At 49.4% G+C, this 15,390-nt stretch carries 15 protein-coding genes, 1 pseudogene and 1 riboswitch; of the genes and pseudogenes, 9 read left to right on the forward strand and 7 right to left on the reverse strand.

All coding sequences use genetic code 11. The features are described 5' to 3' along the window. The 9 genes and pseudogenes from B3M90_RS10600 to B3M90_RS10640 form a co-directional block, all read left to right on the forward strand. Positions 1-198 (forward strand): annotated as a pseudogene (locus tag B3M90_RS10600) (methionine ABC transporter permease); the annotation flags it as partial. Between the two features lie 19 nt (positions 199-217). Next, positions 218-1,036 (forward strand): MetQ/NlpA family ABC transporter substrate-binding protein, encoded by an 819-nt coding sequence (locus B3M90_RS10605; RefSeq protein ID WP_029342773.1) that lies wholly within the window; start codon positions 218-220, stop codon positions 1,034-1,036. Between the two features lie 22 nt (positions 1,037-1,058). Continuing rightward, positions 1,059-2,264, forward strand: coding sequence for a M20 family metallopeptidase (locus B3M90_RS10610; protein WP_290784020.1), 1,206 nt, complete (start codon positions 1,059-1,061; stop codon positions 2,262-2,264). A 183-nt stretch (positions 2,265-2,447) separates the two neighbouring features. Then, a riboswitch (FMN riboswitch) is annotated at positions 2,448-2,592 on the forward strand. Positions 2,593-2,750: 158 nt separating this feature from the next. Next, positions 2,751-3,791, forward strand: a complete 1,041-nt coding sequence (gene ribD / locus B3M90_RS10615) for a bifunctional diaminohydroxyphosphoribosylaminopyrimidine deaminase/5-amino-6-(5-phosphoribosylamino)uracil reductase RibD (RefSeq protein ID WP_290784022.1) — start codon at positions 2,751-2,753, stop codon at positions 3,789-3,791. Then, positions 3,776-4,402 (forward strand): riboflavin synthase, encoded by a 627-nt coding sequence (gene ribE, locus B3M90_RS10620; RefSeq protein WP_290784024.1) that lies wholly within the window; start codon positions 3,776-3,778, stop codon positions 4,400-4,402. Before ribD ends, ribE (B3M90_RS10620) begins: the two co-directional genes overlap by 16 nt. Continuing rightward, entirely contained in the window at positions 4,402-5,592 is a 1,191-nt protein-coding gene (gene ribA, locus B3M90_RS10625; protein ID WP_290784026.1) for a GTP cyclohydrolase II, read from the forward strand. Before ribE (B3M90_RS10620) ends, ribA begins: the two co-directional genes overlap by 1 nt. After that, a complete protein-coding gene (gene ribE, locus B3M90_RS10630) occupies positions 5,589-6,047 on the forward strand; it encodes a 6,7-dimethyl-8-ribityllumazine synthase (protein ID WP_035395821.1) in 459 nt (152 codons plus the stop codon). The genes ribA and ribE (B3M90_RS10630) overlap by 4 nt, the downstream gene beginning before the upstream one ends. A 212-nt stretch (positions 6,048-6,259) precedes the next feature. Next, on the forward strand, positions 6,260-7,081 hold the full coding sequence (locus B3M90_RS10635) for a DUF6612 family protein (RefSeq protein WP_290784028.1): 822 nt from the start codon (positions 6,260-6,262) through the stop codon (positions 7,079-7,081). Positions 7,082-7,578: 497 nt separating this feature from the next. Continuing rightward, positions 7,579-8,937: an alanine/glycine:cation symporter family protein gene (locus tag B3M90_RS10640; protein ID WP_290784030.1), complete on the forward strand. Its 1,359-nt coding sequence runs from the start codon at positions 7,579-7,581 to the stop codon at positions 8,935-8,937. A gap of 299 nt (positions 8,938-9,236) precedes the next feature. Here B3M90_RS10640 and B3M90_RS10645 read toward each other — a convergent pair whose 3' ends face one another. The 7 genes from B3M90_RS10645 to B3M90_RS10675 form a co-directional block, all read right to left on the reverse strand. Next, complete coding sequence (locus tag B3M90_RS10645) at positions 9,237-10,340, reverse strand: alpha-amylase family glycosyl hydrolase (protein WP_349679698.1); 1,104 nt, start codon at positions 10,338-10,340, stop codon at positions 9,237-9,239. Then, on the reverse strand, positions 10,255-10,860 hold the full coding sequence (treR, locus tag B3M90_RS10650; protein WP_290784032.1) for a trehalose operon repressor: 606 nt from the start codon (positions 10,858-10,860) through the stop codon (positions 10,255-10,257). The genes B3M90_RS10645 and treR overlap by 86 nt, the downstream gene beginning before the upstream one ends. Before the next feature lie 128 nt (positions 10,861-10,988). Further along, on the reverse strand, positions 10,989-11,636 hold the full coding sequence (locus B3M90_RS10655) for a DUF4352 domain-containing protein (protein WP_214728385.1): 648 nt from the start codon (positions 11,634-11,636) through the stop codon (positions 10,989-10,991). A gap of 11 nt (positions 11,637-11,647) precedes the next feature. Next, positions 11,648-13,006, reverse strand: a complete 1,359-nt coding sequence (locus B3M90_RS10660; RefSeq protein WP_290784034.1) for an alkaline phosphatase — start codon at positions 13,004-13,006, stop codon at positions 11,648-11,650. Positions 13,007-13,175: 169 nt separating this feature from the next. Further along, entirely contained in the window at positions 13,176-14,153 is a 978-nt protein-coding gene (locus B3M90_RS10665; RefSeq protein WP_290784036.1) for a hypothetical protein, read from the reverse strand. Continuing rightward, complete coding sequence (locus tag B3M90_RS10670) at positions 14,146-15,012, reverse strand: ATP-binding cassette domain-containing protein (RefSeq protein WP_035410673.1); 867 nt, start codon at positions 15,010-15,012, stop codon at positions 14,146-14,148. The genes B3M90_RS10665 and B3M90_RS10670 overlap by 8 nt, the downstream gene beginning before the upstream one ends. Then, the gene (locus B3M90_RS10675) at positions 15,006-15,374 is read right to left on the reverse strand and encodes a GntR family transcriptional regulator (protein WP_035410669.1); all 369 of its coding nucleotides are present in this window, start codon (positions 15,372-15,374) and stop codon (positions 15,006-15,008) included. Before B3M90_RS10675 ends, B3M90_RS10670 begins: the two co-directional genes overlap by 7 nt. Positions 15,375-15,390: the final 16 nt, after the last annotated feature.

Here is a 15,390-nt window from a genome sequence, read left to right on the forward strand (position 1 = left end):
GCAACAGTCGGCTTGATCGGGGCGTCGGCGATGGCAGGTGCCATCGGTGGTGGTGGTTTGGGTGACTTAGCAATTACTTACGGCTATCAACGGTTTGATACGAAAGTCATGATCATCACGGTCGGGATTCTCGTTATCTTAGTCCAAGGCTTACAGACGACAGGCAACATCGTCGCACGAAAAATCAGAAGACATTAATCAAGGGAGCGATTCAGCCATGAAAAAAGCAGTAGCAATTGGAGCAACACTCACGACGATTTTATTTGCCGGGTGCGCAGCATCAGGAGAAGACGAAAAGACGATCAAGCTCGGTGTCAGCGGTTCAGACACACAAGTTTGGGATTATGTCGCGAAAAAAGCAGAGAAGGAAGGCATCAAAATCGAACTCGTCAAGTTCTCCGATTATGTCCAGCCGAACATGGCACTGGCTGAGGGTGAGATCGACGCCAATGCCTTCCAGACGATTTCCTACTTCAACGCTTTCAAGAAAGAACATAACTTGAAGCTATCGCCGATTGCGACGACTGTCATCGCACCGATGGGGATCTACTCGGATAAATACAAGGATGTCAAAGACATTCCAACTGGCGGAAAAATCGCTGTTCCGAACGAAGCGACGAACATGGGACGCGCCCTCTTGTTACTGCAAGAAGCAGGTCTGATCAAGCTACCGGACGACTTCGATGGCAACGGTTCGGTCGATAAGATCGTCGAGAATCCGAAAAAGCTGAAAATCGTTCCGATCGTCGCTGGACAAACGCCACGCGTCTTACCGGACGTCGCGGCATCAATCATCAACAATGGCATCGCCGTTGACGCTGGCTTCAACCCGATCAAGGACTCAATCGTCCATGAGAACGAGACAGCAAAACCATACATCAACATCATCGCAACACGAACAGAAGACAAGAACAAAAAAGAACTGAAAAAAATCGCATCGCTGTATCAACAAAAAGATGTCGCGGCCTTCATCAAAAAAGAATACAAAGGCAGTACGATCCCGACGTTCGTTCCACTGAGCGATATCGGCGAATAATTTCAAAAGGAGAGTGGACAGTATGACGACACCAGTACGCACGACATGGGTAGAGACGATTGAACAGGACATCGAACAAAAACGAGAATCGTATCTTGAGACAAGTCACCGAATTCATGCAACGCCGGAAATCGGTAACGAGGAATTCTTTGCTTCGCGACTCCATGCGGAGCGTCTAACGGCGGAAGGTTTTACGGTAGAACTCGGTGTCGCGGGGCACGATACCGCGTTCTTCGCGAAGAAGTCGAGCGACCGACCAGGCGCGACGATTGCCTTTCTTGCTGAGTATGATGCGTTGCCAGGCATCGGTCACGCGTGCGGACATAACATCATCGGCACGACGAGTGTTGCGGCAGCAATCGCGCTCAGCAAAGTGCTTGATGAAGTCGGCGGGAGTGTCGTCGTGCTTGGAACGCCAGCCGAAGAAGGTGGGCCGAACGGAAGTGCGAAAGGCAGTTTCGTCAAACACCAGTTGCTTGAAGGAATCGATGCGGCCTTAATGGTCCATCCGTCGGGACAAACGCGGATCACGGGTTCTTCGCTTGCGGTCGATCCGCTCGACTTTGCCTTTACGGGTCGTCCCGCGCACGCAGCGGCGACACCGGAAGAAGGCATCAACGCTCTCGACGCTGTCATTCAGCTCTTCAATGGGATCAACGCCTTACGTCAGCAGTTACCGGACGATGTCCGGATCCACGGGATCATCACGCATGGTGGTGATGCGCCGAACATCATTCCGGAATACGCAAAAGCACGTTTCTTCATCCGGGCGACGACACGGGAACGACTGAATGCCGTCACGGAGAAAGTCAAAGCGGTCGCGCAAGGTGCGGCACTTGCGACCGGGGCGACGCTTGACGTCATCGCTTTCCAAAATGAAGTCGACAATCTCGTCTTCAACCGGACGTTTGATCGTCTCTTCCAAGAAGAAGCAGAGGCGCTTGGGCAAATCGTGCACCTCGACGAACGACCGAGGCTTGGATCGACGGACGCGGGTAACATCAGTCAAGTCATCCCGACAATCCATCCGTATATCAAGATTGGTCCGGACGATCTCGTCGCCCATACAGAAGCATTCAAAGAAGCAGCCCGTTCGGAAGCGGGGGATGAAGCGTTGATCGCAGGCGCTAAAATCCTCGCACGGACAGCACTTCGCGTCCTCGCTGATGAACGGACACGCGGAGCGATTGCCCAAGAATTCCACGACCGGAAGAACGGGTATTTGTAACCGGAACACAATGACTGGACGCACTGATATCAGGTGCTCCAGTCGTTTTTAGTATCCAGTCGATCACGAATTGGGGAGGGGTAACAAAAGTGGGACGAAATCATAAAAGAGCCAAGACCGAAACATTTGCGCTTTGTTTTCTTGAAAAAGATATGCTAGGCTAAAGTTGTATAACTCAATAATCCAGTTCTTCGGGGTAGGGTGAAAATCCCAACCGGCGGTGATGCGATCGATCGATCGACGAGCCCGCGACCCGTGATGTACGCATCATGGCTGACTTGGTGAGATTCCAGGGCCGACGGTAAAGTCCGGATGGGAGAAGAACGAAACGACGCGATTCAAGCTGTTTTCTGAAAAAATGTTTTCAGGAGATGGTCTCTTTCTGCATGCAAAAAAGCAGAAGGCGAACCGTGTATTTCGTGAACCCTTCTATACAGACGCCCCTTTTTCAAGGGGCGTCTTTTTTATTTGAAAGGAGCGAACGCGATGTCACAGATGATGAGTTATGCCATGCAATTAGCACATATGTTAAACGGACAAACAAGTCCGAATCCAAGTGTCGGCTGTGTCATCGTCAAACAAGGACGCATCATCGGTTTTGGTGCGCACCGGTTTGCCGGTGGTCCGCACGCGGAAGTCGAAGCCTTGCGAATGGCAGGAGAGGCCGCCCGTGGTGCTGATCTCTACGTGACGCTCGAGCCATGCAACCATCATGGTAAGACACCACCATGTACGGAAGCGATTCTACAAGCCGGGATCAAACGGGTTTTCGTCGCAACGGAAGACAAACATGCGATTGTCGCTGGTTCAGGGATCAAACGGCTTCAAGACGCGGGAATCGAAGTCGAAGTCGGCTTGTTACGGCATGAAGCGGAAGTCCTCTACGAGACATTTTGGAAAACGATCGAACGGAAACGTCCGACCGTGACCGTCAAAATCGCTCAGACGATGAACGGGATCGCGGCAACGGGGGAACAGCGCTGGATCACGTCAGAAGAAGCACGCGCGAATGGTCGCGCCCTGCGTGGTCGCCATGATGCGATCCTCGTCGGAAGTGAAACGGTGCTCGTCGATGATCCAGCACTGACTTTACGCGCAGTGTCAGGCATCGAGCCGATTCGAGTAATCGTCGATCGCCGTGGTCGGGTGCCAGAGACCGCGCAAGTCTTTTGCGATGGAAAAAATCCAACGTACTGGCTGACGAGTGTTCCTCGGATAAGTCATGATCAAGTGACGGTGCTCGTCGGTGAATATGAGACGCCGGAAGCGATTCTTAAACGCTTATACGAACAAGACATCCGCAGCGTTTTGATTGAAGGTGGACCGACGATTCAATCCGCATTCTTTGAAGCAGATCTCGTCGATCGGATTGAAGTCTACCAAGCCCCGTCGATTTTTGAAGGGACTGCCTGGAACGGACGACATGATATCGAAGAACGTTTTCAAATCGATCAGATTGAAATGGTCGGACCGGATCTCCATCTGACGTACATCCGAAAGGAGGAGACGATATGTTCACCGGATTGATTGAAGAAGTCGGGACCTTAAAACGAAAGATTCCGCGACCGAATGGATTAGCACTTGAAATCGAAGCGCACCGGGTGCTCGAAGGAACGAAGATTGGTGACAGCATCGCCGTCGACGGGATTTGTTTGACGGTCACGTCAATGAGCCCAACCGGTTTTACGGCGGATGCTGTCCATGACACGATCCGTTCGACAGCACTCGGCACGTACCGGGTCGGAAACCCGCTGCAACTAGAACGGGCGATGCCGGCAGACGGTCGGTTCGGCGGACATTTCGTCAGTGGGCACATCGACGGGACGGCACGACTAATCAGTCGGCGACCGGACGGAGAAGCGATGGTGTACACGTTTGATGTCGGATCGTGGCAAAAGTATTGCATTCCAAAAGGATCAATCGCGATCAACGGCACGAGCCTGACCTTGCAACGCGTCACGCCGGAAACGATCTCGATTTCATTGATTCCGCACTCCCGTCAAGTGACGACGTTTGATCGATTGGCAAGTGGTGCAGTCGTCAATATCGAGTGTGACATGATGGCGAAACATCTCTATCATTTCACGCAGCATGAGAAGCAGACGGACTGGGCAGCATTCTTAGGAGGCGACATGTAATGAACGGATTCGACTTGATTGAAGACGCAATAGAAGATTTGAAAAACGGACGACCGATCATCGTCTGTGATGACGAGGATCGTGAGAATGAAGGCGATCTCGTCATGCTCGCAGAACACGCGACAGCAGAAAACATCAACTTCATGATCACATACGGAAAAGGACTCGTCTGTGTACCAGTCAGTCCGCGGATCGCACAGCGACTCGAACTTGCTCCGATGACAGCGAATAATACGGATCCGCATGGAACGGCATTCACACTCAGCATCGATCATGAAGAGGCGAAGACCGGTATCAGTGCAGAGGAACGGTCGCTAACGATTCAGCGGATGCTGACGGATGGACCGGAGCGCTTCAAACGACCGGGTCACATCTTCCCGTTGATCGCAAAAGAGGGCGGTGTTCGGGAACGACGCGGACATACGGAAGCAGGTGTTGACCTTGCCCGTCTTGCCGGTAGCGATGAGATTGCCGTCATTTGTGAAATCATCAAGGAAGATGGCACGATGGCACGGGTGGATGATTTGCTTCTCTATAAGGAAGAACACGACTTAAAACTGATCACGATCGAGGCACTCGTCGCGTATCTCGAGCGTCCATTGACGCGGGAAGCGGACGTGTTGCTTCCGACGACATTCGGAGCTTTCCGGATGGTCGGCTATACGACGCAAGATAAGAAAGAACATGTCGCCGTCTTATCCGGTGAAGCGCACGATGGGATGCTCGTCCGTCTGCACTCGGAATGTCTGACAGGGGATGTCTTCGGTTCGAAACGTTGCGATTGTGGTCCACAACTCGATTCGGCACTTGAGCGAATCGAACGAGAAGGTGGAGCCGTCTTGTATCTGCGTCAGGAAGGACGCGGCATCGGTCTGATGGCGAAGTTGAAAGCGTACGAGTTGCAGGAACAAGGACTTGATACAGTCGAAGCGAACCATGCACTCGGTTATCCGACGGACATGCGTGATTATACGGTCGCGGCCAACATGTTGCGTGATCTTGGCGTGACGAAGATTCGCTTGATGACGAACAATCCAGACAAACAACGGGTGCTCGAGCAAGAGGGGATTGAAGTCATCGAACGTGTTCCCCATCAAGTACCCGTTGAACCGGAAAATCAACGTTATCTGAAAACAAAACAAACGAAACTCGGGCACTGGCTCGATATCCAAGGAGGACACACATCATGATTTACGAAGGTTTCTTAACAGGAGAAGGACTACGCGTCGCAATCGTCGCAGCACGTTTTAATGAATTGATCACATCAAAACTCGTCGGAGGAGCAAACGACGCGTTCCGTCGTCACGGTGTTGCGGCGGATGCTGTGGATACAGCATGGGTTCCTGGAGCATTTGAAATTCCACTCGTTGCGGAAAAGTTAGCGAAAAGCGGTAAGTATGATGCGGTCATCACACTCGGAGCCGTCATCCGCGGAGCAACATCACATTATGACTATGTCTGTAACGAAGTCGCGAAAGGTGTCGCGAGTGCGTCGCGTGATACAGGCGTACCCATCATCTTCGGTGTCCTGACGACGGATTCGATCGAGCAAGCGGTCGAACGTGCCGGTACGAAAGCTGGAAATAAAGGCTACGAAGCTGCCGTTTCCGCGATTGAGATGGCGAATCTTTTACGCACGATCTAACGAAATAAGGATAGGGTGACGGAAGTTTCCGTCATCCTATTTTTTTGTGGACATTTTGCAGGTGATAAATCAAATTTCAAAAAAAGAATAGTAGATTTGAAATATGAGGATTTGTTTTGAAGAAGAACGGTAATGAGGTAATAAAGAAACTTTGAAACATTTTCCAATGTTTTTCGTAAATCAGGGTAACGCGTATAAAGGAGGAAATGAATATGAAGAAAACAAGGTGGGTAGCAGCTGGGATCGTCGCAGCATCGATTGGATTAGCTGGATGTCAAGATGGGCAGACAGATTCGGGTAGTGGCAGTGGGTCTGGTTCGACGAAGTCGGGGGAACTCTCGAATACGGAATTACTGAATAAAGCGACAGCCGCTCAAAAAGATATTAAATCGTTCCACATGGAAGGGACAGTCAATTCAAAAGCAGGTGAGATGGCAGTAGATCAGAAGGTATCAGCCGATATCATCCAGAAGCCGCTTACGATGCACCAGACGATGACGATGAAAAATCCACAAAACGGTAAGGACATGTCGATCGAGAGCTATATCGTCGACGATAAGATGTATCTATCGCAAAACGGACAATGGCTCGTTCAAGATGTCTCGGAGCTAGGTGATATGGTCGAGGCGATGGAGTCATCGGCATCGACGGATCAAAATCTCAAGCTATTGAAAAAGTACAAAGACAACTGGACCGCCAAAAAAGAGGGTGACGTTTATCAAATCGACGTCAAACTAAAAGGGGACGACCTCAAAGCATTCATGAAGGATTCGCTCGAGCAGACAGGACAGATGGCACAGATGAAAGATGCGATGGACAGCATCGATTACAAGAAAATGAATTACACGATGACGTATGATGCCAAAACATTCTATCCGAAATCACTCGATATGGACATGGTGTTTGCGATTGAAAAAGATACCGAGTTCAATATGAAGAACGAGTCGACGTTCTCGAAATTCAATGAGATCAACGAAATCAAATTACCTGCGGAAGCAAAAGATGCACAACCGCTCACAGGTGCAGCACAATAAACATCGAAGTCCCCTCTCTTCCATGAAGATGAGGGGACTTTTTTGAGACTTGGAACTGACGAAGAACTTCTTTTAGTGCTTCCGTCTGTTTTTGACTGACGGAAATCTGTTCGTGCATATCGCGGAATGCTTGAGCGTCATCCTAGTATTGAATCGAGATAGCTTTGAATAAATCATTGTCATTGACGACTTTCGTATCGATGAAGGACAGTACCTCACCGGACGCGGCATTCAAATGTTCGATCGTAGTGAACAGGAGGATGTGTGCTGTGTTAACGGTATCCGTGATCGTTGCTCCGTTATTCTTAGCCTATTGATTATTAAATGTCACGATTTCGTCAGTTGTTCCGAGACGGTGAAGTATGAATCACAACTATTTGCATATTATTGAAATGAAGAAGTATCAAAATAGTTTCATAAAAAATAGTTTGACAATTATCAGTAAATTCTGAAAAAATGGTAAAGAACTACATATTTCATAAAGGGAGGTAACACGAATGGGGAATTCATTTAGTGACTGGATCAGTATGGTGTCCAATCTTGTTTGGGGACCACCGTTACTTATTCTGTTGGTCGGTACGGGGATTTATTTGACGATTCGCTTAGGATTCATTCAAATTATCAAACTACCGTATGCGCTGAAGCTCGCGTTTTCAAAGCATCAGGACGATAAGTCGGAAGGCGACATCAGTCACTTTCAAGCATTGATGACGGCACTGGCTGCGACCGTCGGTACGGGGAATATCGTTGGTGTCGCAACCGCCGTCGTCCTCGGCGGACCGGGTGCGATCGTTTGGATGTGGTTGTCCGGTCTATTCGGGATGGCGACGAAGTATGCGGAAGCAATCCTTGCCGTCAAGTACCGTGTCGTTGATGAAAATGGACAGATGGCAGGGGGGCCAATGTATTATCTCGAGCGTGGGCTGAAGCAGAAATGGCTGGGTGTCTTGTTTGCCGCATTCGCTTCAATCGCTGCGTTCGGGATCGGGAACGGGGTCCAGACGAACTCGGTCGCCCTCGCAATGAAATCAACGTTCGATGTGCCACTTTATGTGACGGGGATCGTATTGATGGTACTGACAGGCGTCGTCATTCTTGGTGGGGTCAAATCAATCGGAAAAGTTGTCAGTTTGTTTGTTCCGTTTATGATTTTCTTCTATGTTGGAAGTGGATTACTGATTCTCGTCATGAACTATGACTTGATTCCAGGTGCGATTTCGACGATCTTCAGCAGCACGTTCTCAAGCGAAGCAATTACGGGTGGCGCGATCGGGGCGGCGATTCGTTATGGTGTCGCGCGTGGTGTCTTCTCAAATGAAGCGGGTCTTGGTTCAGCACCGATTGCAGCCGCTGCAGCGAAAACGGACTTCCCAGGACGTCAAGCGCTCGTTTCGATGACGCAGGTGTTTTTAGATACATTGGTCGTCTGTTCGATCACAGGTTTGACGCTCGTCATGGGAGGACAACTTGATACGAAGTTACAAGGCGTTGAATTGACGACAGCAAGCTTCGAGGTCTTCCTCGGTCCTGCCGGAAAATACATCGTCACGATTGGACTCGTCATGTTTGCTTATTCGACTGTTCTTGGCTGGTCGTATTATGGCGAAAAATCAATCTATTATCTATTCGGTCAAAAATCGATTCTCCCATACCGTATCCTGTTCGTCTTAGTCGCCGGAGCGGGTGCGATGACGACGAACTTGAACATGGTCTGGGCGATTTCCGATGTCTTCAATGGATTGATGGCGATTCCGAACTTAATCGGTTTGATTGGATTGTCCGGCGTCGTCATTGCTGAGACACGACTGTTCCGCGAACAGTTGAGACGAGAAGAAGCGAATCGGAAAGTTTCGTAGAACATGCGAAAATGAAAGACTCGAAAGGAACTAGTTCTTAAAAATCATTTTTGAAAACGAATGATTCTGCCATCCTCGCTTTCCACAGGCGGGAGGTAAGCCACAGCAATCTGCATTCCATGCGGTTCGCCGGGTCTTTCCTTTCCCTGACGAAAGCATGTACCCTGCTTTCTTTTCCTGTAGGAGTCGAGGGATAGGCATTCACATTCTATATCTATTCAGCAAAAGAGAAGGTTGGTTTCTAGGGTATCCCTTGGAAACCAACCTTCTCTTTTTTGCATGTGCTCCGTCTCATTCAATCACTTTTTACGATAAAGCATCAGTGATTCATAAGGTCGTAACGTTAAAGTGTACCCTTCTGTCTGCATCTGCTGATAATTATGAAGCAACACCGTATAGTCCGATCCGTCATGAGGTAACGTGAACGTCGTGTCCGTTCCGTAGAAATTCGAGACGACGAGTAATTCTTCTTCACTCGTTGCGCGTTCGTACGCCCAGAGTGATGGATCGTCCGGTGTCAACAGCCGGTATGAACCGTCCGTGAGCACGTCATACTGTTTGCGGAGTTGAATCAACCGCTTGTAATGATGATAGACTGAATCAGGTTCTGCGACAGCAGCCTCGACATTGATTTGATCATACGTCGGCGAGACCGGAATCCATGGCTCACTTGTACTAAAGCCACCGTTGACGGCGTCCGACCAAGGCATCGGTGTCCGCGCGTTATCGCGCGATTTTTGACGGATCGCAGCGAGAATTGCTTCTTCCGATACGCCGTTGGTCCGTGCTTCTTGATAGGCATTCAATGTCTCGACATCACGGTAGTCGGACAGATTCGTGAAGTCCGGATTCGGCATTCCGATCTCTTCTCCTTGGTAAATATACGGTGTACCTTGCAAGCCATGAAGCGTTGTCGCGAGCATCTTTGCACTCTCGACACGATACGCGACGTCGTCACCAAATCGGCTGACGACGCGGGGTTGGTCATGGTTACACCAAAAAATCGCGTTCCATGCTTGTCCGTTCATGCCAGTTTGCCAGTCGGAGAAAATTTGTTTCAACTGCTTGAAGTCAAACGGTGCAGCCGTCCATTTCTCACCGTTCGGGTAATCGACCTTCAAGTGATGGAAGTTGAACGTCATCTTCAGTTCTTGATTTTCGAGCGAAGAATATTGAAGACAATGTTCAAGCGATGTCGACGACATCTCACCGACCGTCAAGAGATCGTGTCCGGCAAAAACGGCTGCGTTCATCTCTTGCAAGTAGTCATGAACGTTTGGTCCGTCCGTATAGTACGCACGTCCGTCTCCCTCGGGATCATTGGGAAGCCCTGGCGTCTTCGAGATCAAGTCGTTCTTGGTCTTCCCGTGTCGCAGGGCGCGCTTCAATCTTTCGTTTCGCATAGCTGATCTGCCGGCCGAGTGTCTCTTCGATGTAATGATAGATGGACCCTTTAGCAATGTCAGCGGTTAGGCCGGGCACAAGTGCGGTTACGAAATGATTAATGTCACGGATGACGCGTTCGCCATCAATCTGACGAATCCGCTCAATACGGGTTACGTCTGTTCCTTGTGCCACATGCAATAACGAAGCGAGCTCAGGAGAGGCGGAGAGCACTTCGCACGATAGCACATCCGTCTCGACAGCATGTCGACCCATCCGGCGATGCGCTTCCGAAAAGCTGACGATTCCGTTGAATTGGAACTCGATCGCTTCTTGCGACAGGACGAAGACACCTTTCCCCTGGTGTTTACGGACGAAGCCTTTTTCTTGCAGGGCATCAATCGCTTTTCGAACCGTTCCGCGGCTCGCCTCGAATTCATGCATCAATTCCGTTTCAGAAGGTAATTTCGTTTCGGCCGGGAGCGTTCCTTCCTGAATCCGCTGTGCGAGCTCGTGATAGATGTTTAAATACTTCGGCATATGATCCGTCCTTTACACTCAAATAATGTCTTTAGTGTAGCATGGAACGATTACAGGCATCAAAATAGCTCCACCTATGATCCGGATATGACCGGAAAATAGATAGAGCGTAGAAGTGTGAATGTCAGTCAACGAAGAGACGTCGAAAACGTCGTTCCTTTTTTGAGGACATCTTGTTTTTCATCGAGAACATCACTCGTCAAGAGTTCAATCGAGTCAACCGGATGTTCCAAGATGAAGCCGAAGTTACCACTCCGTGACTCGGACGGGGCATAAGTCTTCGCAAGCGACTCCAAATAGACGTCGTCCTCGAGCGTCTTTTCTGCCGCAGCATCGAGTTTGAAGTGGGCGACAGGATTGAACGTGACCGGTTCATTACTTGTGTTCTTGATCGTGACCCGTGTCTTGATCAAATCAAAGGATTCATCGTGCGTAAAGCCATGGAAGAAATCAATCATGCCATAGCTTGGACGAGCATGGAATACTTTGATCTCTTCGATCGTCATCTCGATCGGACCAATCTTCCGTGTTTCGTTCACTCGTTTGAATTGTTTAAGCGTCAGGTCGCCCTTATCATCCGTCACGGTCTGATCGATTTTTGTCAAATCGCGATCGTCTGGAATTTGCGGGTTTGGAACGTAGGCGCTTGTTTTTTCAAGCGATACCGGCTGCTCCTGTTTCGCAGACGCTGGTTCTTTTGGTGTGTCTTGTGATGCTGAAGTGCCACAACCAGCGAGCACCGTCCCGAGCATCAAAGTAGCAAGTATCTGTCTCATGAACATTCTCCTTATTTCTTCGATTTCAAGAGATCGAAGATGATTTTCGCGTGATCCGTGTTGTCGACTTGTCCCGCGAAACGTTCTTTAGCAGGACCGAACGCATAGACCGGTACGTCTTCACCTGTATGTCCACCTGTAGTCCAGCCTGTATGCGAGCGTTCGTTGAAGATTTCTTCAATCGCATTATCGATCTCGAGTAATTTCTTCGATTCAGCAGCGCGAGAGACGCTGTCGATTTCTTGATCCGTCAAGGCGAGTTTGTCTTGGTCGATGTACTTCATTAACGTTTTCCGTACGTCCGCGCCTTCGACGATTTGCTGCGCCATGAAGTCAGGTGTCTTCTTCGCTGCTTTGATTGGCTCAGCGAACCAGTTGTAAATGCCATCCGCACCAATCGAGTAACCGCCAGTCGAGTGGTCGGCTGTTGCGACGACGAGTGTATGCTTATCCTTCTTCGCGAAAGCGATCGCGGCTTTAAAAGCACGTTCGAAATCTTCCATCTCACTCATCGCACCGACGATATCATTGTCGTGTCCAGCCCAGTCAATTTGACTGCCTTCGACCATCAGGAAGAATCCTTTTTTATTCGAATCAAGTCGCTTGATTGCGGCGTTCGTCATTTGAGCAAGTGACGGGACTGAGTTTTCGCGATCGATTCGTTTAGGTAATCCACCGTCTGCGAACAATCCGAGCACTTGTTTATTTTTATCCGCTTGCAGCTGATTGAGGTCAGTGACATAGCTATAGCCATCTTTCTTGAACGCTTTCGTCAAATCGACGTCTGGACGGACAAAATTCGATTTCCCACCCCCGAGCATGACATCAATCTTATGTTTGCCGTTCACACGTTCTTTGAAATAGTCATCTGCAATCGCATTCATGTTTTTACGACTTTCGTCATGCGCACCGAATGAGGCAGGTGTTGCATGCGTGATTTCCGATGTCGCGACGAGTCCCGTTGACTTGCCACGTTCTTTGGCTGCTTCAAGGACGGTCTTGACTTCCGATTTATCATTATCGACCGCAATCGCTGCATTGTACGTCTTCACACCAGAGGACATCGCTGTCGCGGCAGAGGCGGAATCGGTGATATTCTCCTTCGCATCTTCCGGATATGTCATCTGTTGACCGACGAGATAGGGATCAAAGGCTGTTTTTTCAGCCGTCGTCGTCGAAGGATCGTTCTTTAAGTAACGGTGTGCAGACGTGTATGAGACACCCATGCCGTCACCAATCAGGAAGATGACGTTCCGGATTTCGGGTGAGTGAGTATGTTTGGCTTTCGCTTCGGCTTCCGGCATCGAAATCATCGTACTCAGGGAAAGGGTCGATAAGGCAAAAATCGGGATCAGACGTTTTAGTTTCATAGGGATTCCTCCTCGAAAGGTAATGGGTTATGGCGCTACGACCTACAAACACAACTTTACGCAGAAAATATGAAATCCATATGGACCGTCTGTAAAGGTTTGTGAAGAAACGATGACAAACGAATAGCCCTTCTGAAAAATCATCTCAGAAGGGCTACTTGTGTATAGATTAGCGACTCCATCCGATCATCCGACGGTAGGAACTGAACGTCGGCCATGCGAGAATGACGATCGCGAGCCAATACAGGAACTGGTTCTCGGACGAAATCAGACCAATGATTCCTGCGAGCAGAATCGTCGTGTAGATCGAGAACGTGATGATCAGTGCTGGATGTAGTTTCGGGAAAATAGTGAACCGACCGAGTCGTTCGTTCGCTCCGCGGATATATAGGCGGCTACCAAAGAAGAGTAAGGCAATCGTCAAAGCGAAAAAGAACAAGACGGGATACGTTAGATTCAGATCGACATTACTTTCAAAAAAGAGTGCGAAGGGTGTCGTGATCGTCATCAGGAAATTTGTTGGCTTGTCTAACTCCTCGTAGGTCACACCAAAACCGAGCAGGGCGACGGCGTAGATGCTGAAATACGTGAAGTAGTTCAAGAACAAGAAGAACGTACCAAGCAACAGTTGTCCGATGATATCACCAGCGATTGTTCCGGCGAATAAGAAGATCGTCAAAATCGTCACATCAAATAGAAGGAAAAGACCAAAATCTTGGAAGAGTGACGACCACGTGACGTAATCAAACGGATTGATACCGCCGAACGCCTGTAGCAACAACCAGCTGACGAAGAAGCCGATGATCGGAAACACGATCAGTGTTACGACGCCAATCGACCATTTGATCCAGAACAACCAGACCTTCGGAAACGGTAACGCGTGCAAAATCAGGCTGCGACCACTCCCGCGCTCGGAACCGAGCATCAGGATCGCGAAGACAGCAATGAGAATCGCTGCGAATCCGGCGAAAAAGGGACTGACGAGTACGGTGTTGAGTAGAGCAGGTTGCTGAGAGGCCTCGTAATTCTCGAACTCATTGATGACGGTATAACTGCCGAACCCATAGCTGAAGATCGCAAGCAGAATGAAACAAGCGAGCGGCCAGATGCCTTGTTTGATATGATAACGGATCAATTGCTTAACCATGTCGTTTCCCTCCAAATGTCCCTAAGAAGTAATCTTCCATCTGCACTGGCAAAGCATCTTTTAACAAGGGGTTCGTCGTTTCAAGATACTGCGCGCCTGCATCGGATAAGACGAGCAATGTCACGACCCGACCTGTTTGGGATAAGACGTGAAGATCAGCGTGTGACAATTCCGGAACGTCCTCATAGACGACTTGCCATTTCTGCATGCTGGCTTTGGCGTCGTCGAGTGCCTTTGGTTCGCGGACGAGATGTTTTTCAATCGTCATGACACGGTCAGCGAGTGAATCGAGCTCTTCGAGTTGGTGTGAGGCGATCAAGACGGCAGTTTGGCGCTCTGCAAGCAATGAGACGAGCTGTTTCAGATAATCTCGTTTGTTGATTCGATCGAGTCCGTCTGTTGGTTCATCCAGTAAGAGGACCGGAGCATTCGTCGCGAACGCAAGTTGAAGAAGGAACAACTGAGCTTGTCCTTTGGATAATGACGTCACGCGACGTCCGCGATCGAGGTTTGACGAACGACAATAGTTTTCGATGTATGTTTTCTCGAAGTTCGGATAGAACGCATTGTAGAAGTTGATCAGTTCGCCGAGTGTCATTTGGCGATAGACGGAAACAGAATCCGGAACGAGGAAAAGGTGCTCGCGTGTCTTCGGGACGTGGTGGATCGACTCGCCATTCCATTCAACTTTTCCGCGCGTTGGCTCAAGAGCACCGACAAGCGTTTTCAGTAATGTCGTTTTTCCGGCACCATTACGCCCGATCAACGCAGTAATCGTTCCTGCTGGTAGAGTAAAGGATGCATTTTCATAAATCATGGTACGGTCAATTTGTTTCGTTAGATGAGAAACGGTCAACATGAGGAATCCTCCCTAATGTGTAAGATGAGTTGATAGAGTTCTTCGTTTGAAATGGAGAGTTCGTCGGCGACGGAACAAAGACGAATGAGTGGATCTTGAATGGCGGCTTTCTTGACTTCATGAAGTGGAATATCTGAGATGAAGGATCCTTTGCCGCGCATCGTGACGATGAAGTTGCGGCTCTCGAGTTCCTGATAGGCGCGGGAGACAGTGTTCGGATTGACAAGGAGTGTACCAGCAAGTTCACGGACGGATGGCATCTGTTCGCCAGAGCGGAGTAGACCACGGGCAATCGAGCGGATGATTTGAGCAACCAGTTGCTCATAGATCGGTAACGGACTTTTCGGATCGACGGTGAACATTTCTCCACCTCCTTAA

The organism is Exiguobacterium sp. UBA6309, from assembly GCF_002439205.1.
Taxonomy (GTDB): domain Bacteria; phylum Bacillota; class Bacilli; order Exiguobacteriales; family Exiguobacteriaceae; genus Exiguobacterium_A.